We start from the raw sequence: 20,043 nt of genomic DNA on the forward strand, positions 1-20,043 counted from the left end.
ACGCTGTGAACTGGATGTTCTAAAAAAGTTGCAAGCCTTAATTCAAGCAGAAGAGAAAGCCAAAAAGCGCAAGTCATAATGGAATTAAGGCATAAGTATGATTTAAAAATACTTTTAAATCATACAAATATGGCACGAAGTAGTTTTTATTACCATCAAAAACAAAATAAATTACCTGATAAATATAAAGTGATTAAAGAGTTAATAAAGTCAATTTATCACAAGCATAAAGGTCGCTATGGATATAGACGAATAACTGATGAACTCCAAAATCAAGGCATCATAATAAATCATAAAACAGTTTTACGATTAATGAAATTATTAGGATTAAAAAGTATTATTCGAATAAAAAAGTACAAATCATACAAAGGTGAACAAGGAAAAATTGTTGCAAATGTTTTAGAGCGAAATTTTGAAGCAACAACCCCAAATCAGAAATGGGCAACCGATGTAACCGAGTTTAATGTATCTGGAAATAAGTTGTATTTATCGCCAATAATTGACTTGTTTAATCAAGAAATAATAAGTTATGAACTAACGGAACGACCCGTTTTTAATCAAGTAGTAATGATGCTAAAAAAAGCATTTAAAAAAATACCCGACAATACTAATCTGATTCTACATTCTGATCAAGGTTGGCAGTATCAAATGAAACAGTATCAAAATTTACTAAGAGAAAAAGGAATAAAACAAAGTATGTCAAGAAAAGGAAATTGTTTAGATAATGCTATTATTGAAAACTTCTTCGGAACATTAAAATCAGAAATGTTTTACACTCAAAAATTTAAATCAATACAACAATTAAAACAGGAAATTGATAAGTATATTATCTATTACAATAACGTCAGAATTAAATCAAAATTAAACAAAATGAGTCCGATAAAATATCGAACTCATTATTATCAAAATTAATTATAAATTTGTCTAAACTTTTGGGTGCAGTCTACAACCGAAACGGGGCTTTTTGTTTTAACACAAACCTAAAATTACTTAGCTTCGTTATATCTTCTTGCTACTTCATCCCAATTGATAACACTGAAAAAAGCTTCAATATAATCAGGACGACGGTTTTGATAATGCAAATAATAAGCGTGCTCCCAAACATCCATTCCTAAAATGGGTGTTCCACCACAACCAACACCTGGCATCAACGTATTATCTTGATTAGGAGTTCCGCAAACTTCTAACTTTCCATCTTTTACACATAACCAAGCCCAACCTGAACCAAATTGTGTAGCACCAGCTTTAGCAAATGCAGCTTTAAATTCGTCAAACGAACCTAAATCTTTTTCTATTGCTGCTAGCAAATCACCTTTTGGCAATCCGCCACCATTTGGTGACATTACAGTCCAAAATAAGTTATGATTGTAAAATCCACCACCGTTATTTCTAACAGCCGCTTTGGTCATATCTAGATTTTTCAGAATTTCTTCAATCGATTTTCCTTCTAAATCTGTTCCAGCAATAGCTGCATTTAAGTTGGTAGTGTAAGCATTGTGATGTTTTGTATGATGAATTTCCATCGTACGGGCATCAATATGTGGCTCTAACGCATCGTAAGCGTAAGGTAATTGTGGTAATTCAAATGCCATGATATATTTTTTAAATTAGTAAATAATTGAATCCAAATTTATACATTTAACTTCAAAAATTATTATATTTTTATTGTATAATTTTATAAAATTATAACTTCTATTTATTTTAATGTTAGCTTAATGAAATTTATTCAACAACCAAGGCACTTAGAAAACGAATTAATCAAGTTGGTTCCGCTTAATGAAAATGATTTTGAAGAACTTTATGCGGTTGCTTCAGACAAACTCATTTGGGAGCAACATCCTAATAAATTGCGTTATCAAAAAGACGTCTTCCAAAACTTTTTTGAAGGCGCTATCGAGTCGAAAGGTGCTTTTTTTGTTCGCGACGCCAAAACCAACGAACCTATTGGTAGTAGCCGATTTTATGATTATAACGAAAATGAAAAATCAGTTTTAATTGGCTATACTTTTATAGGTAGAAAATTTTGGGGCAACGGATACAACAAGGCACTGAAAAAACTTATGATGGACTATGCGTTTCAGTATGTTGACACTATTTATTTTCACATAGGAGCTTTTAATATTCGTTCGCAAAAAGCAATAGAAAAAATAGGTGCCACAAAAATTGATGAATTTGAAGTAGAATATTATGGAGAAGAATCAAAAATGAATTATATTTATCAAATAATGAAAGAAAATAAATAAATAAATTGAAGCAAAAGATATTAAATACTATTTTTCTATTGTTAGCATTCGTTTTAGCAACAATTTGTGCTTTTTATTTAGAAGAAAGTTATCGAGTTTTGGTTAGGAAAATATTTAAATGGTCTACCAATAATAATATTTCTTTTTTTGGAAAAAACTTTCATTTATTTCCAAGTTATCAATTTGTACTTTCTTTTGGATTGTACATTTCATTTTTCATTTTTTTAATAAAATCATTAAGAATAAAAAAGAAATTGCTTGTAACAATAATGGTGATCTCAATTTTTTTTATCTCCACATTTCTTTTTAGTTATATAGAAAGTAATTTAAAAATAATTGAATGTACAGCTTGTGATAATGAAAAATTAAAATTGCATTTTAATCATATAAACTATGATTTAATTTTTATTTCAAGTTTAGTTATTAGTTTAATCCCTATATTAATTTTAAAAATAAAAAATTCGCGAATTCGCGTTTAAAAAATGCAAAGACCTTCATTCTCAATATACGACGCATCGGCTGGCTCAGGAAAAACCTACGCTTTGGTCAAAGAATACCTCAAAATCATTCTTTCCTCAAGCAAAAACGATTCCTATCGAAATATTCTTGCCATTACGTTTACTAACAAAGCCGTTCACGAAATGAAAAGCCGTATCGTAGGCAGTTTGTCTGAATTTGCAAAAGACGAACCCAACAAAAAAGCATCTGACCTTATGCACGATCTGGCTATAGAAACCAATCTTTCTGTCAATCAAATCAAGGTCAAATCGCAACAAATTATCAAGCATATTATTCATAATTATGCCGCTTTTGATATTTCTACCATCGACAAATTTACGCATCGTGTCATTAGAGCTTTTGCCCACGATTTGAATTTACCCATGACTTTTGAAGTAACGCTCGACACCGAAAATTTGCTTACCGAAGCAGTCGATGCCATTATTGCGCAAGCGGGCGAAGACGAAACCTTGACCAAGTTACTCATCGATTTCACCATGGAAAAAACCGATGACGATAAAAGTTGGGATATTTCACGTGAAATTCTAGAAACGGGAAGATTATTGCTAAACGAGAATAATCGAGAAGAAATAACGCATTTTCACAACAAAACAATTTCAGAATTTTTAGAAATCAAAAAACGTCTCGCCAAGATTTGCGAACAATTAGAAGCAGAAAATGTCAATTTGGCTAAAAATGCTATTTCCATTTTTGACCAAAACGGAATTGATACCAAGTCGTTTTCTGGCGAATATTTTCCTAAACATATTCAGAGTATTATTGACGGAAAATTTAACCCAAAAAATAAAACCTATCACGAATTTGATGCTATAAAAATCAACAAAACTGCCAAAGACAAAGCCATTATTGAAAGTGTAATTCCGCAATTATTGGAGTTTTTAGCCACCATTTACAAAAATTTTGAAAAAAGAGATTTTTACAAAGCCTTTCTAAAAAATATTACGCCCCTTTCGTTGCTAAATACCGTAAGCAATGAGTTAGCTAAAATTCAGGAAGAACAAAATGTGCTTTCTATTGCCGAGTTTAATGCCATTATTCATCGTGAAATTCAAAACCAACCAGCACCTTTTATTTATGAACGATTGGGTGAACGTTACCGTCATTTTTTTATTGATGAGTTTCAAGATACCTCCGAAATGCAGTGGCAAAATCTAATTCCGCTGATAGACAACGCTTTGTCGGGCGAAATTGATGGCGAAAAAGGAACTTTGATGATTGTAGGCGACCCAAAACAATCTATTTACCGCTGGCGTGGCGGAAAAGCAGAACAATTTATCGAGTTAAGCAAAGACAAAAATCCGTTTAATAATCCCGATAAAAAGCAGTTTCATTTAGATAAAAATTATAGAAGTTATTCGCAGATAATCGATTTTAACAATCAATTTTTCAAGCTATTATCAAATGAATTTGACAATAAAGATTATAAAGACTTGTACGAAAATCATAGTTTTCAGAAAACCAACGACAAAAAAGGAGGTTATGTGAACATTTCTTTTTTGCCCATAATTGATAAAATTGAATTTGAAAACGACGACGAAGCACTAGATAAAACCGAATTGTTCGTTTTGGCGACTTTAAACACGATTCAAAAAGTCCTAAAAGAAGGTTTTGAGTATAAAGATATTGTCATTTTAACTCGAAAACGTGATCAGGGAATTGCTATTGCCAATTATTTGACCGAGCAAAACATTCCGTTATTATCATCGGAAACTTTGATGATTCAAAATGCAACCGAAGTTCGATTGATTATTCATTTGTTAAAATACCTAAAAAACAATGCCGATTTAGAATCAAAAGCGCAGTTCTTGAATTATTTGGCTCAAAATAGTCAAGACCAAATGCCTATTCACGATTTTATTGCCAAAGGAATGTCACTTACAAATGAAAAAGAGTTTGAAAGTTGGCTCGAAAGTTTTCATGTAAATTTATCATTTCAAAATATTAGAAAAAAATCACTTTATGAAGCTGTTGAAATTATCATAAATAAATTTCTCACTAATAGTATCACACAAGTTGCTCCAGCTCCCCCTTTGGGGGCTGGGGGGGCTTACATCCAATATTTCCTTGATATTGTTTTAGAAAGAGACATTCGCAACCAAGCTGGAATTTCAGATTTCTTGAATTATTGGGATAAAAATGCCGAAAAATTTAGCATTCCGTCGCCCGAAGGAACCAATGCCGTTCGTATTATGACCATTCATAAATCAAAAGGATTGGAATTTCCCGTTGTGATTTTTCCTTTTGCTGAAGAAGATTATACTCGAAAACCAAAAGACAAATTATGGCTTTCTAATGAAGAAGAAGCGGTCGAATTACCTAAAATATTAATAGACAACACTAGTTCGGTAGAAGGTTTTGGTGAAGCTGCAAAAGCAGTCTATGATTCCAAAAAACAAGAAGAACTACTCGATAATATTAACGTTTTGTATGTTGCTCTTACTCGTGCAGAAGAACAATTATATGTGATTTCGCAACAGTTAAAACCTAAAAAAGATGGAGAATATCCAAGCAATATGGCTTCATTTTTTATAAAATATTTGAAAAATCAAGCTGTTTTTGATGAAACTAAATTAGAATATGCCTTTGGAAATGCTGCTAAATTATCTTCTGCAAAAGCACATGTTGACACCTCAAAAATAATCGAATCGGTTTCAGAAGTTTTGAATCCAAAAAATATTAAAATCGCCCAACGAGAAGCCATAATGTGGGGAACACACCAGCAAGAAGCCATTGAATATGGGAATTTAATTCACGAAATTCTATCTTTTGTAAAAACGAAGGATGATGTTGATTTTGCGCTAATAAATGCTCTCGAAAATGGATTAATTACTAATAATCAAAAAGAAATGGTTGCCAAAACCATTCGTGAAATTGTAAACCATTCAGAATTAAAAAATTATTTTGACAAAGACAACCTGGTTTTAAACGAGCAAACCATTATTCAAAAAGAAGGAAATTTGGTAAAACCTGACAGAATGGTTATTTCAAACAAAAATGAGGTTTATTTACTAGATTATAAAACAGGCTTACATCAACCTAAATACAAACAACAATTAGAAAATTACCAAACCGCTATTGAAAAAATGGGTTACAAAGTCAATAAAAAAGCACTTATATATATAGGAGAAAAAATTGAAGTGTTACATTTGTAACCACAAACAAAAAAACTACAAACAATAAACTACATTTATATGTACGGAAAAATTCAACAACACCTGCAAAACGAGTTACAAGCCATTGAAAGCAATGGTTTGTACAAAAAAGAAAGAATCATTACTTCGCCACAAGGAGCCGAAATTACAGTTAATGGCGAAACGGTTTTAAATTTTTGTGCCAACAACTATTTAGGATTATCATCACATCCAGAAGTTGTACAAGCGGCAAAAGATGCTTTAGATTCGCACGGATTCGGAATGTCATCAGTTCGTTTCATTTGCGGTACACAAGATATTCACAAAACATTAGAAAAAAAGATTGCCGATTTCTACGGCACAGAAGACACCATTTTATATGCAGCCGCTTTTGATGCCAACGGAGGCGTTTTTGAACCCTTATTAGGAGAAGAAGATTGTATTATTTCAGATAGTTTAAATCATGCGTCTATTATCGACGGTGTTCGTTTGTGTAAAGCAGCACGTTATCGTTATGAAAACTCCAATATGGAAGATTTAGAACAACAACTAATCAAAGCTACTGAAGCGGGAACTCGATTTAAACTTATAGTAACAGACGGCGTTTTCTCAATGGACGGATTAGTGGCACCATTAGACAAAATTTGTGATTTAGCCGATAAATACGATGCAATGGTTATGGTTGACGAATGTCACGCCGCTGGATTTATCGGAGCAACAGGAAAAGGAACGCTTGAGGCAAAAGCCGTAATGGGAAGAGTTGACATCATTACAGGAACTTTAGGGAAAGCCCTTGGTGGCGCAATGGGCGGTTATACAACCGCCAAAAAAGAAGTTATAGAAATTCTCCGTCAGCGTTCTCGTCCTTATTTGTTTTCTAATTCGTTGGCACCTGCTATTGTTGGGGCTTCTATTAAAGTGTTTGAACTTTTAGAAAAAGATACTTCATTAAGAGATAAATTAGAATGGAATACCAATTATTTTAAAGAAGGAATGAAAAAAGCAGGATTTGATATCATAGACGGGGATTCTGCTATCGTTCCAGTAATGCTTTATGATGCAAAATTATCTCAAACTATGGCTAATGAACTTCTAAATAAAGGCATTTATGTCATTGGTTTTTTCTTTCCGGTAGTTCCAAAGGAAAAAGCAAGAATTAGAGTTCAATTGTCAGCTGCTCATACAAAAGAGCATTTAGATAAGGCGATTTTGGCTTTTACAGAAGTTGGAAGAGCTCTAAAAGTTATATAATTAATACTTTTATAGACGTTTATGCGTTTTTTTTAACTTTTCATTTTGCAGTTAAAAAATTACGCATTACTTTTGTAATATTAAAATATTGTAATCTAACAAAATTAAGTATGAAACATCTTAACAAATTATTTGCTGTAGTGTTATTGTTTGCTGGACTAAGTTCACAAGCGCAAGACAGTAACAACCCATGGGCAATTTCCTTTGGTTCAAACGCAGTAGACGGTGCTAGAGTTAGTGCTGCCTCAAAAATAGAAGATCAATTTTCTCAGTATTTCAATGTGAAAGATTACTGGAATATTATTCCTTCTGTATCTTATTTGAATGTAACAAAACATGTTGGTGGTAATTTCTCTTTTGGAGTTACTGGTTCTGTTAACAAAATCAACAAATTTGTTGGTGAGCGTCCTGCTGTTCCTGGAAATTATCCTGTTGGAAATCCTGGTGATTTAAGCTATTATGCTGCTGATGGAGTTGTTAAATATAGCTTTGGTAAATACTTAAGTAATGTTATTGAGCCTTCTGCTCATATTGGTGGTGGTTATACTTGGTTAGGTGATGCTAGCTACGGTACTGTAAATGGAGGTTTAGGATTAACTTTCTGGTTTACAGAAATGGTTGGTCTTTCATTACAATCTACTTACAAATATTCAATGGAAGATTCTAAAATGAGAGGTATGGCAGATCCAGGAAGAAAAGGACTTGATAATTTACCTACTCACATGCAACATTTCGCAGGTCTTACTTTCAAATTTGGAGGTAAAGATACTGACGGTGACGGAATCTACGATAAAGATGATGCTTGTCCAGAAGTTGCTGGTTTAAAACAATTCCAAGGTTGTCCTGATACTGACGGTGACGGAATCGTTGATAGCAAAGATGCTTGTGTTGATGTATTCGGTTTAGTTGCTTTAAACGGTTGTCCTGATACTGATGGCGATGGAATTGCTGATAAAGATGACGCTTGTCCAGAAGTTGCTGGTTTACCTGCTCTTAACGGTTGTCCAGATTCTGACGGTGACGGTGTTACAGATGCTTCTGATAAATGTCCTACTGTAAAAGGCCCTAAAGATAACGCAGGTTGTCCATGGCCAGATACTGACGGTGATTCAGTTCTAGATAAAGATGATAAATGCCCTACTGTAAAAGGAACTCTTGCTAACAAAGGTTGTCCAGAAGTTACTGAAGAAGTTGTTAAAAAATTAAATGACTATGCTAAAATTATCTTATTTGATACTAACAAAGCTTCATTCCAACAACAAACTTTCCCAGTTTTACAAGCAATTACTTCTATCTTAAAAGAGTATCCAAACTCTAACTTCTCTATCGAAGGTCACACAGATAGCGATGGTAAAGATGCTGCTAACCAAGCATTATCAGACAATAGAGCTGCGGCTGTTAAAAACTACTTAGTTGAAAACGGAATTGCTGCTTCTAGATTAACTTCTGCTGGTTACGGTGAAACTAAACCAATCGATTCTAACAAAACTAAAGCTGGTAAAGCTAATAACAGAAGAGTTGAAGTGAAATTAGTAAAATAATTTCTTTTAAAATATTTCTGAAAACGCCTCGATTTATCGGGGCGTTTTTTTATTTTTATAAAATGATAAATATCTCTTTTTTAGATGCAATTGCAAAAGTAATAATCGATGGTTATTCGAATGATTTATTGAATACTTACATTATTTTACCTAACAAAAGGGCTAAAGTGTTCTTGATTGAAGCTTTAAAGAAAAAAGCCCACAACACCATTTTATCTCCAAATATTATCAGTATTGAAGATTTTATTCAAGAAATTGCCGGTATTCGTTCTATTGATGCTATTGAATTGTTGTTTGAATTTTACGAAGTTTATCTTTCAATAACAGAAAAACCTAATCAACAAGAATTTGAACTATTTGCTAATTGGGCTAAAACTTTATTACAAGATTTTAACGAAATAGATCGCTATTTACTCGATCCAATACATGTCTTATCCTATCTTAAAGATATCGAAGACATCAAAAAATGGGGGATTGAAGTTGAAAACAAAACTCCATTACTCGAAAAATATATTGATTTTTGGAAACTTCTACCTAATTATTACCAATCACTTTATAGCCATCTACTTCAAAAAAAAGTAGGCTATCAAGGTTTAATATATCGTGAAGCAACAAATAATTTAGTTCATTTTTCAAATTCAATACCGAACAAAAAAATAATTTTTGCTGGTTTTAATGCACTAAATACCTCAGAAGAGAAGATTATTCAACATTTATTAGAAAATGGTCAAGCCAAAATATACTGGGACATCGATGAAACCTTCTTGAAAGATTCTTATCATGATGCGGGTTTATTTATTCGCCGTTATAAAGAAAATTGGAAATACTATAAATCAAACCCTTTTGAATGGATTGCAACTGATTTTTCTAAAGAAAAAAACATCACTATTATTGGAACGCCCAAAACTATTGGTCAAGCCAAAATTACAGGCAAACTTATTGAGAACTTCATCAATCAAAACCCACAAAATCAATTAGATAAAGTGGCAATTGTTTTGGGAGAAGAAAATTTAGTAGTACCACTTTTATACACTTTGCCATCTTCGGTTGAAGCTTTGAATATAACGATGGGTTATTCTAGCAAGAACAATCCAGCGCAGGTTTTGATTGCCAAATTATTCAAATTACATACCAATGCTTTGTCTCGAAACGGAGCAAATTATGTATTTTATTACAAAGATGTACTCGATATTTTGACACATCCACTTGTTGAACCTTATGTTTTTGCAAACAAATTAGTAAGTATTATTAATCAAAACAATTACACTTTTATAACGTACAAAAAGCTTTTTGAACTAATTGAAAACCCGAATAGTTTATTCAACTTACTTTTTACCAAATGGGAAAATGGTTCACTAGCAGTTCTTGAATCCATTTCAACTTTGCTAGTTACTATTAAAAATAATTTGAGTAATGATAATGAAGATGAAAAAATTAGTAAAGCTTTTGTTTTTTCAATTTTTAAAACCATAAATAAGCTTAACACTTATTACTCAAATCATCAAAATATCGACAAAATCGAAACTTTATATGCCATTTACAAACAAGTTATCGACTTGGCCGAAGTTTCTTTTGAAGGCGAACCTTTGAATGGATTACAAATTATGGGTGTATTAGAAAGTCGTGTTTTAGATTTTGAAACCGTCATCATAACCTCTATGAATGAAGGTAAATTTCCAGCAGGGAAATCAATGAATTCTTTTATTCCTTATGATGTAAAACGAGAATTAGGTTTACCAACTTATAAAGAAAAAGATGCTATTTATACGTTTCACTTTTACCATTTGATACAACGTGCCAAAAACATTTACTTACTTTACAATACAGAAAGTGAAGGCTTAGATGGCGGTGAAAAAAGCCGTTTTATTACTCAATTAGAAGTCGAAAAACAAGTAAATCACACTATTACTGATGAAATTTACAACGCCGTTTTACCAGAAGTTGCGTATCAACCATTGGTTATTCCTAAGTCGGAAAGTGTGATGACTCGATTGAAAGAAATTGCTACTTTAGGATTTTCACCATCGGCATTGACAAGTTATATTCGAAATCCGATTGATTTTTACTTTCAAAAAATTCTACATATTCGAGAAGTCGAAGAAGTTGAAGAAAACATTGCGCTAAATACTCTAGGAACGATTATCCACGAAACCTTAAAGTTTTTATACGAACCATTCATCGGAAAGTTTTTGAGCGAAAAAGACATTCAAAATTGCTTTGAGAAGTTAGATGATGAAGTTTTGAAACAATTCAAATTAGTTTACAAAGAAGGCGAAATCAAAAAAGGTAGAAATTTGCTCGCTTTTGAAGTGGCGAAACGAAATGTGTTTAATTTTCTCAAACTAGAATTAGAAAGCATTAAAAATGGTGATGCAATAAAGATAATTGCTCTCGAACAAACGTTTCAGCGCGAATTGAATCATCCTAAATTGCCGTTTCCTGTTCTAATAAAAGGAAATGTGGACCGAATAGAAGAACGCAACGGAATACTAAGAATTATTGATTATAAAACGGGAAAAGTAGAAAAAGCAAACGTTACCCTAAAATCTTGGAATGGTTTAACCGAAGAAATCAAAAATGACAAAATCATTCAAGTTTTAGCATATGCATTTATGTATGAAAAACACGCAAATGAAAAACCTATTGAAGCGGGAATTTTATCATTCAAAAACTTAAAATCAGGATTTTTGCCGTTTATTTTTAAAGAAGACAAAAACGAAAACACCACAATCGACGAATCAATATTGACCAATTATTTAGATGAAATCACTTTACTACTAATTGAGATTTTAGATGAAAATAAACCTTTTGAAGAGAAAATATAGCAAAACTTCGTGAACTTAGTGCCTTCTTTGTGATCTTCGTGGTTAAACCCTAAATTTTCTTCAAAAAATCCTTCAAAACCAATTTAAGTTCTTCTTTATTTTCAATATGGCTCATGTGTCCATCGGGAAAAGTTACTAATTCAACCGAAGTATTTTCTATTTGATTACGGTTTTCTTCATAATTTAAAACGCCGTCTTTTTTGCCCAGAATTATTAATTTAGGATAATCAGTTAGGTGCAACAAAACTTCTCTGTCTTTTCTTATTTTCATGCCTTCAAGTGCGGCAATAATTCCCTGAAGTGTCGTTTTTAGAGCCTCTAGCTTTACTTTTTCTATTTGCAAAGTAATTTTTTCACGGTTTTCTTCGCTAAATAAATTTGCTATTGATAGTCGCACAAAAGTTGTATAATCTTGTTTTACAGCTTTTATTGCCCTGTCTCTATTAACTTTTCTTTCTTTTGAATCTGCATACGAAGTAGAATTCATCAATACCAATCCTTTTATCTTTTCTGGATACAATTCGGCGAAAGCCAAAGCCACATAACCGCCCATTGAATGCCCAACAAAAACCGCTTTTCTAATTTTTAATTCATGTAAAACCGCTTGTACCATGTCGGCTTGATCTTCCATAGTGTGAATATAACTTAAGCAATCGGTTTGTCCGTGACCCAATAAATCAATAGACACCACACGATTTTTGAGTGATAATTCAGGTACAAGTTCGTTCCACATCAACTTATTTTCGAGAAAACCGTGAAGTAAAACAACTGTTGTTCCTTTTCCAGTATCAGAATAAGAAACGTTTATATTTTTGTAGTGAATTGTATTCATAGTAGAGCAAAGATAAATATTAATCGAATAAGTAAAATGAGATTCCTACGGAATGACAAATTAAGATGTACATCCCAAAAAAATTCTAATTACCTTTGCATCAAAATTGAGCACTACCATGATAGAAGATAAAAATCCGCAACGAACATCGATTTCTCAATTAGGCGAATTTGGATTAATTGAACATTTGACTAAAAATTTTGAAGTCAAACAACCTACAACAGTAAAATCTATTGGTGATGACGCCGCTGTTTTAAATTTTGGTGATAAAAAAGCTGTTATTTCAACCGATTTATTGATTGAAGGTGTTCATTTTGATTTGTCCTACATGCCATTGCGTCATTTGGGCTATAAAGCCGTTGTAGTCAATCTTTCTGATATTTGCGCAATGAATGCCAAGCCAACACAAATAACGGTTTCTGTGGCCGTTTCTAATCGTTTTCCGCTTGAAGCAATGGAAGAACTGTTTGACGGAATTGCACTGGCAGCAAAATTCTATAATGTTGACGTAATTGGGGGCGATACCACTTCTTCTCAAAAAGGGTTAATTATTTCAATTACAGCTATTGGAGAAGCAAACGAAGAAGAAATTGTTTATAGAAATGGAGCCAAATTAACCGATTTATTGGTGGTTTCTGGCGATTTGGGCTCTGCTTATATGGGTTTACAGGTTTTAGAACGTGAGAAACAAGTTTTTCAGGTAAATCCGAATAACCAACCCGATTTAGATGCTTATTCGTATTTAATTGAAAGACAATTAAAGCCAGAAGCTCGAACCGATATAAGAACGTTACTTTTTGCTTTACAAATAAAACCAACGGCTATGATTGATATTTCTGATGGGTTGTCATCGGAGATTATTCATATTTGTAAACAATCAAAAGTGGGTTGTAATCTTTATGAAGAAAAAATTCCGGTTGATCCTCAGTTTATCAATGTTTGTGAAGAATTTTCTATAGACAGTACAACGGTTGCCATAAATGGGGGCGAAGATTACGAATTGTTGTTTACAATCGCTTTAGAAGATTTTGACAAGATAAAAGGAAATCCAAACTTTACCGTAATTGGACATTTGACAGAAGAAACCGAAGGTATTCATTTGATTACAAGAGCCAATACTAAAATTCCTTTGAAAGCTAGAGGTTGGGATGCTCTGGAAGAATAGTGTTCCGTTTTTGTCATTCTGGAGGAATCTCATTTAGTAAAAATTATACTTGATTTAAATTTTTTAGTTGGAATTTGGAATTTGAATTTTGCGATTTTAAAAAATTAAATCAACCCTTTTTTCTTAACTTTTTCTACTAAATCGGTGTATTTAAAAGTGTCTATTTTGAAAAAAAGATACATATTAAGCAGTCTTTTTTCAACATTTTCTACCGTAAGCGGCACATATTTAGATAAATAGCGTGGTTTTATTCCATTTTCCATTTGTGTCAATAATTCTTTATCGTAATTGTCAAAATCATAATTTTCCCAAGGTTTCGTTTTTAGCAAATTAATTACAGAATTACTGTAATAATACAAACTGCGCATAACTTTTTCAAAACCCCTCATCATTTCTTTATGATCTAGGTCAATCTTTATGACCAAACCATTCGGATTTATAGTATCAATAAGCGACAGGACTTTTTCCATATCGTTGCTCATAGTAAGCATCATCAGTCGGCATTCTGGATTTTTTTCTCTTGCTAAAAAAGCCAAATCTTCGCCACTAAGAATGTTTTTTTCAGGATAGGCTGGCATGTTTAGGTCTAGCAAAACAACATCAAACGGTTTTTCTGCATTTAGTAGTATTTCGTAACCAGTTTTACAACTATCTGCTTGTGATATTACAAATTGGTAGTTTTCTTTTGAAGTAAAGGAATTTATTGCATGTTTATAACCTTGAATGATGAAAGGGTGATCATCAACTATGAGTAGGTTTATACTATTGGACATTCTTATAAAGTTTGCGTTGGAGATTCTTTATTATAGGGAATGGAAACTGTTGTTATAGTTCCTTTTCCTTGTTTTGAAATAAGTTCATAAATTCCATTTGATTCTTCTGTTCTTGAAATCATATTTTTGAGACCTATTCCTTTTTTCTTTTTTGCTACATCAAAGCCAATTCCATCATCTTCAACTTTCATAGTAATATTTTCTTCTGTTTGAAAAAATGAGACCGTAATCGTTTTTGCATTGGCATATTTATTACTATTTTGCAATGATTCTTGCAGAATTCTGTAAAAATTAATCTTTGCAGTGTTATCTAGTTTTTCCCAACTCATTGTTTTCTCAATTGAATAAACTAAATCTGATGTAAAAGATTTTTTTTGTTCTTCTAACAATTCGATTACGATAAGCACAAAGTTATTAATTATTTTCCCTTTTACGCTACTTAAATCATGAGAAATTTCACGAATTTCTTGCTCAATCGATTTTAATTCCTGTATATATTTGTGTCTCACAGCAATAGTTTCCTCATCATTTGCCTCATTAAGGCTGTCAAGATTCATTCTTGTACCAAACATCTTACTTAATACGCCATCATGAAGTTCTTGGGCCATTCTGTTTTTTTCATAATTGCTGGTTGCATCAACTTTTTCTTGATGCAAAATCATCATATTATATATTTCTTGATTGGTTGCTTGCTGTTCTTGTTTAAAAGCCAATTCGCGGTTTTTCATTTTTTGAGTTATTACTACGTATAAAAGAGAAAAAATTCCGCCAATACCAATTAAGAAAAAAACTAAACTTCTATTTATAACCTCTAACTCCGTATTTTTTTGGATAATTTCATCGGTTTCATAGGCTATTCTTGCAAAGCGGTCTTTTACTTTTCTTTCTTCGTTTTGCACACTGTCACTAAGTTTAATATATTCTTTATAAAATTGCGTTAAATTTTTTTTATCAACTGTTGATATATGTTTTAATGAAGCAAGTATATCACCAGAAACCTTTGTTGATCTAGCAAGTTTTAGAGCTTCATAGGCGAATTTTTTTGACTGGAAAGTGTCTTTAACCTCGTTATAATATTCAGAAAGATGTATTTTACTTAAAATAATACCTTGGTTTAATTGGTTTTTTTCTCTAATTTTAAGTGAAACATAAAACAATCCTGGTAATTCATTAAAATCATCTAATTTTAGCTTTGAATAGGCATAATTATCTATTAAAATTGCATAAAAATCATTATTCTCATTTTGTAATTGTTTGCTTTTAAGTGCTTTTTTAAAATATGTAATCGCCTCATCATATTTTTTCATGTTTTGATAAACACATCCAATATTGTTTTGTGTTTTGATGGTTAAAAGTCCTGAATTGTCAATATCTCCCTTTTCTACAATATCAAGTGCCTTGTTGTGGTATATTAATGAAGTTTCAAAGTCTTTTAATTCATTCGAACAAACTCCAATATAATTAAATGCATTATATTTGCTCTTATCCTCATTTAAGTTTTTTAAGTAATTTAATGTTAAACTTGATGATTGTATACAATTATTATAATCGCTTACAGTATAATGGATATATGCTTTTCCTAAATAATTTTTCCCAAGAGTAAGACTGTCTTTAGTATGTAATAATATTTTTTCAGATTTATTTAAATAATAAAAGGCACTGTCATTTTCTTCGCTATATATAAAATTATATGCTAATGTATTATATGATTTAGCTAGGTTTGAGGAGTCTTTAGTTTTAATACATTCATTAATTAAAAATCTATTTACCTCTTTAAAATTATTAACATTATTTATATGATGTAAAGAGTTTGAAATTTTCAACAATTTAGCGTTCTTTTCAATACTACTTTCTTTTTTACGTAAAATTTTATAGCTTTTAATACAGAAATTAAATCTAATTAGGCTATCTAATAAATCATCATTGGCTTTAGCCATATAATTGTTTAAACTATCAGATTTTATTTCAGATGGCTCGAAGTTATTGTGTTTTCTATCACAATTTGATAGAAATAGCATGTAGAATATGGCAAAATATAATTTTTTCACAAATTAAATTAATTATATAAGCGAAAATACAGTAAAATTTCTAACTTAATTAGAAACTCTACTGTATTTTTATATAATTTATGTTTTAAAGCTAATAAAAATAAAATTTACTAAAATTATTTTTTATTTGGTTTATCTACAACTTGTCCACCTCCACCAATCTCAGTAGTAGTTTTAGAAATAGTTACTTTCTCTGTTTTAGGTTCGTTAAAAGAAGTTAATACAACCATTGTAAAGAATGCACCGAATGTTAAAATTGCTTTTTTCATAGTTTTAGTTTTAGTTTTTTTTTTATTATTTATAAGATGATTAATAGTGCTTTTTTTAAGCATGGCAAAACTACTTAAGTCTTGTATTTCCTGCCTCATGTAAGCCTCACGCTTGGTAGAATACCTTTGTTTGATAGTGAATGATTATATAAAACGAGAATTTTATTGCATTACTAGTTTTTGAAGCTTTTGTAGTGTAAACAAAGTATAAATTTGATTTTAAGTTGCTTTAAAACATAGTATTAATGAAAATATTTTGCTCAATATTGTAATTCCTAGGAATGTCATTCCGTAGTAATCTCACATAACAAAGAGACTCCTACGGAGTGACAAACTAGACGCTTAAAAATGGCTTTACCACTCCATTTGTCATTCCGTAGAAATCCCACGCAATAATGAGACTCCTACGGAGTGACAACTAAACGCTTAAAAATGGCTTTACCGGTCCGTTTGTCATTCCGTTCCTTTTTGTCATTCCGTAGGAATCTCACACAATAATGAGCCAACTAACGGATTGACAAACGATGCGGTTAATTAAGAATTCTAAAGAAAAACAAGATTAAATCTCTAAATAATTTCCATTAGTGATACTACTAATAATAGAATCAACATTGTCTTTGTATGACTTAGAGAAAGGAAGTTTTGTAGTGGTGTGTTTGATATAACAAACTGCATTTCCTGTATGAATGCGCGAAACATATTCAATGTTTACAATATAACTGTTGTGAATGCGCACAAAAGGAGATTTTAACACATTTTCAAAATGTTTTAAAGTTTTAAAAGCCGTAATCATTTCGCCATTATACAAGTGAATATCGGTTGAGTTGTTATCGGCTTGTAAATAACAAATGTCTTTGGCTTCTATAAAGCGGTAATCACCATACGATTTTACGCAAATTATAAGTGGTTTGCCTTTTTTTGGCGTTTTGTCGGTTGCAATTTCTAGATTTTCTTCAATAGTTTCAACTTGTAGAGTTGTTTCATCTTGGTTATTGCCAGAATTATTTTCTATTATTTTTTCAAATTCAAAAAAGTTTTCAGAAACCAAATCTGATTTTGTTTCAACAATAAAATTACTTGCTGCAAAAGTATCATCAGAAATAGCCTCTTCTATGAGTCCAAATTTTTGTTTTGCTTCTTTTTCTTCAAACTGGCAATTTTTTTCTAGTTTTAGAAGTGTTTTTCTAAACTCGTTTATACCAAGTGGTTTTGTAAAATAATCAAACACTTCGAATTTAAGAGCTTCGTGAGCAAGTTCTTTATACTTAGTTGTTATAATTATTTTAGGAATCGATTTTAGGTAACGATGTAACTCATTTATCAAATGTAATGATAAGTCGCTTTCCTTATCAGATGGATCAATTTCGAGGAAAACAATTTTTGGAACGTGTTCTAAAACTAAATTAATACCATCATTATAGTTAGAAGCAGAACCAACACAATGAAGATTTTGAAAACGTGAAGCAACTGCTTGCGTTTTCAAAATACTTTGCGGGTCATCATCAATAATGATATAAGTTAATTTCATGAAATGCTATTACTATAAACACAGTAGAGCATTAGTAGAATACAAAAAAACCTATTTTGTATTAAAATTTTGTGTAAGGTTGGGGCCTTGACTTTCTATTAGATTACAAATTTACTGGTTTTTTTGGTTACTATTTTAACTCTTGTTAATAGGTTTGGCGCTATTGTTAACAAAAAAACGTTAAGTGCAAAAAAAACCGATAAACTGCTACTGTGTTGAAAAATGGTTTGTAAAAAAAAGAAGATTACATATTATAATACACAAATTGTACTATTTTTGGCAAACTAAATTTAGTATAAATGTTATCAATAGACTTTTTATCGCGAAATGATATAACCGCTGCTTATCCAAACGAACAAAGTTGTATAAAACACTTAGAACAACTTCGTTGGAAAGAAGATATAATAAGTCCATTTGATGAAAATTCAAAAGTCTATTTCTGCAAAAACCACAAATACCGTTGTAGAAACACTGGTAAATATTTTAATGTAAAAACCAATACTATTTTTCATAATTCAAGAATACCGCTTCAGAAATGGTTTATTGCTATTTGGATGCTTTCTAATAGAAAAACAAAGATGACTTCGGTTTTTTTAGCAAAAGAAATCGGAATTACTCAAAAAACAGCTTGGTACATGATGCAACGTATTAAAGCATATCTCGAAGCAGATAATGGAATTGTAAAATCGAAAAAGAAAACTAAAAAAGTAACTAGTAAAAAAGAAAAAATGGTAGCGCCAAAAACAGCTAAACCTTTAATTATAAATACTGAAGAAACAGAAACTATTAATCTAACTTCGGTAGAAAAAGAAAAACTAAAAATGTCGGAGTGGCTTTTGCTTTTAAAGAAACAATAACAAATTATGAGAGTTGTTAGATTTGGTATGCCAACAAAAAAACTAAAACTTAGAACAATCGAGTTAGATGTATATGTTTTAGATGATTATATTCGTGTTGTTGAAAAAAACAAACTCGAAAAAGCACTAGGCAAAGAAGGAAAATCAGAACAATGGCTGCTTGATTTTTTTGTTTCAATAAAAAGTTATGTTGTTCTTTCAGATGAATTTGTTGAAGCGTTAACTTATCCAATTGCTTTTATACATACAAATGAAGAAGGAAAACAGAAAAGTTATTTAGGTTACAATGCCCTTTTTTTTATTGAAATTATAACCACAATTGCAAAAGCCAAAAAATCAGGGTATTTATCCCTAAATCAATTAAAAACAGGTAAAGTTGCCGATAAAATTATTACTTTTTTAGAAAACAGATTTATCAAAAACCTAATAGATGAGGCAACAGGGTTTTCATTTTATAAAGAAAATGCTAAAGAAAAACTCAAAGATTTTTTTCTCAAACATAAATCAGATACAGCATTTGAATGGATAAAAACTTTTTCGGATGCTTTCTATGAAGATGTTTTTACTTATTTAGAAATGAGTTGGGTAGAATTAAAAAACAATCCTGTAAAAATAGCAGATTTTATTTATAGCACCATTTTTTTAAGAATAGATAATAAAACGCTTGAGGTTTTGAGAAAGACAAAGCCTAAAAGGAGTTATCTAAATACCTACGGAGTTCCAATTAATAGAGAAAATCCAAAATTAAAAGAATTCAACTCGACTATTCAATCTTTTTTTAAAGAAGCGATTTATACTAGAACTTTTTTTATGGAATTGCTAATTAAAACCTATCCTAAAAATCCTGAACGCGAAGCAATTATTTTTACAATTGAATTTGAAAATCAAAAGCTTAGTAGTTTTGACGAAAAGCTTAAAATAGGATTGGTAAAAAAAATATAGCCCCCTTTATAAAAATAAAAAAGGTGAAATTACTTTCACCTTTTTTGGCCCCAAATCTACCATAAAGTTAACCTACTAATACTATGGTAAGGCAAATGTATACTTATTGATTTTTTACA

Annotated in this window: 14 protein-coding genes and 1 pseudogene; 9 read left to right on the plus strand and 6 right to left on the minus strand. The window is 31.2% G+C overall.

Translation table 11 applies throughout. The features are described 5' to 3' along the window. Window positions 1–54: 54 nt before the first annotated feature. Window positions 55–912: pseudogene (locus tag ACIQ66_RS09635) on the plus strand (IS3 family transposase); the annotation flags it as partial. Between the two features lie 74 nt (window positions 913–986). Here ACIQ66_RS09635 and ACIQ66_RS09640 read toward each other — a convergent pair. Then, window positions 987–1,592, minus strand: coding sequence for a superoxide dismutase (locus ACIQ66_RS09640; RefSeq protein ID WP_396212593.1), 606 nt, complete (start codon window positions 1,590–1,592; stop codon window positions 987–989). Window positions 1,593–1,715: 123 nt separating this feature from the next. Between ACIQ66_RS09640 and ACIQ66_RS09645 the strand changes: the two genes are divergently transcribed. The 5 genes from ACIQ66_RS09645 to ACIQ66_RS09665 all read left to right on the plus strand — a co-directional run bounded on the left by ACIQ66_RS09645 (window position 1,716) and on the right by ACIQ66_RS09665 (window position 11,510). Further along, window positions 1,716–2,243: a GNAT family N-acetyltransferase gene (locus ACIQ66_RS09645; protein ID WP_396212594.1), complete on the plus strand. Its 528-nt coding sequence runs from the start codon at window positions 1,716–1,718 to the stop codon at window positions 2,241–2,243. A 482-nt stretch (window positions 2,244–2,725) separates the two neighbouring features. Next, the gene (locus ACIQ66_RS09650) at window positions 2,726–5,914 is read left to right on the plus strand and encodes a UvrD-helicase domain-containing protein (protein WP_396212595.1); all 3,189 of its coding nucleotides are present in this window, start codon (window positions 2,726–2,728) and stop codon (window positions 5,912–5,914) included. A 39-nt stretch (window positions 5,915–5,953) separates the two neighbouring features. Next, window positions 5,954–7,144, plus strand: a complete 1,191-nt coding sequence (gene kbl / locus ACIQ66_RS09655) for a glycine C-acetyltransferase (RefSeq protein ID WP_396212596.1) — start codon at window positions 5,954–5,956, stop codon at window positions 7,142–7,144. 110 nt (window positions 7,145–7,254) lie between these two features. After that, a complete protein-coding gene (locus ACIQ66_RS09660) occupies window positions 7,255–8,685 on the plus strand; it encodes an OmpA family protein (RefSeq protein WP_396212597.1) in 1,431 nt (476 codons plus the stop codon). Window positions 8,686–8,747: 62 nt separating this feature from the next. Then, complete coding sequence (locus ACIQ66_RS09665; RefSeq protein WP_396212598.1) at window positions 8,748–11,510, plus strand: PD-(D/E)XK nuclease family protein; 2,763 nt, start codon at window positions 8,748–8,750, stop codon at window positions 11,508–11,510. A 49-nt stretch (window positions 11,511–11,559) separates the two neighbouring features. Here ACIQ66_RS09665 and ACIQ66_RS09670 read toward each other — a convergent pair whose 3' ends face one another. Beyond that, window positions 11,560–12,342, minus strand: a complete 783-nt coding sequence (locus tag ACIQ66_RS09670; protein WP_396212599.1) for an alpha/beta fold hydrolase — start codon at window positions 12,340–12,342, stop codon at window positions 11,560–11,562. Between the two features lie 118 nt (window positions 12,343–12,460). Between ACIQ66_RS09670 and thiL the strand changes: the two genes are divergently transcribed. Continuing rightward, window positions 12,461–13,507 (plus strand): thiamine-phosphate kinase, encoded by a 1,047-nt coding sequence (gene thiL / locus ACIQ66_RS09675; RefSeq protein ID WP_396212600.1) that lies wholly within the window; start codon window positions 12,461–12,463, stop codon window positions 13,505–13,507. A 104-nt stretch (window positions 13,508–13,611) separates the two neighbouring features. On the opposite strand, the gene ACIQ66_RS09680 is transcribed toward thiL, so the two are convergent. The 4 genes from ACIQ66_RS09680 to ACIQ66_RS09695 form a co-directional block, all read right to left on the minus strand. Further along, on the minus strand, window positions 13,612–14,280 hold the full coding sequence (locus tag ACIQ66_RS09680; RefSeq protein ID WP_396212601.1) for a response regulator: 669 nt from the start codon (window positions 14,278–14,280) through the stop codon (window positions 13,612–13,614). A gap of 2 nt (window positions 14,281–14,282) precedes the next feature. Beyond that, window positions 14,283–16,217, minus strand: coding sequence for a tetratricopeptide repeat protein (locus tag ACIQ66_RS09685; RefSeq protein ID WP_396212602.1), 1,935 nt, complete (start codon window positions 16,215–16,217; stop codon window positions 14,283–14,285). Between the two features lie 227 nt (window positions 16,218–16,444). Further along, window positions 16,445–16,597: a hypothetical protein gene (locus ACIQ66_RS09690; protein ID WP_396212603.1), complete on the minus strand. Its 153-nt coding sequence runs from the start codon at window positions 16,595–16,597 to the stop codon at window positions 16,445–16,447. A gap of 559 nt (window positions 16,598–17,156) precedes the next feature. Continuing rightward, window positions 17,157–18,125: a LytR/AlgR family response regulator transcription factor gene (locus ACIQ66_RS09695; RefSeq protein WP_396212604.1), complete on the minus strand. Its 969-nt coding sequence runs from the start codon at window positions 18,123–18,125 to the stop codon at window positions 17,157–17,159. A gap of 299 nt (window positions 18,126–18,424) precedes the next feature. Here ACIQ66_RS09695 and ACIQ66_RS09700 point away from each other — a divergent pair, with 299 nt between their 5' ends. Then, a complete protein-coding gene (locus ACIQ66_RS09700) occupies window positions 18,425–18,982 on the plus strand; it encodes a hypothetical protein (protein ID WP_396212605.1) in 558 nt (185 codons plus the stop codon). A 6-nt stretch (window positions 18,983–18,988) separates the two neighbouring features. Further along, on the plus strand, window positions 18,989–19,924 hold the full coding sequence (locus ACIQ66_RS09705; protein WP_396212606.1) for a hypothetical protein: 936 nt from the start codon (window positions 18,989–18,991) through the stop codon (window positions 19,922–19,924). Window positions 19,925–20,043 lie beyond the last annotated feature (119 nt).

Source organism: Flavobacterium sp. (assembly GCF_044377315.1).
Classification (GTDB): domain Bacteria; phylum Bacteroidota; class Bacteroidia; order Flavobacteriales; family Flavobacteriaceae; genus Flavobacterium.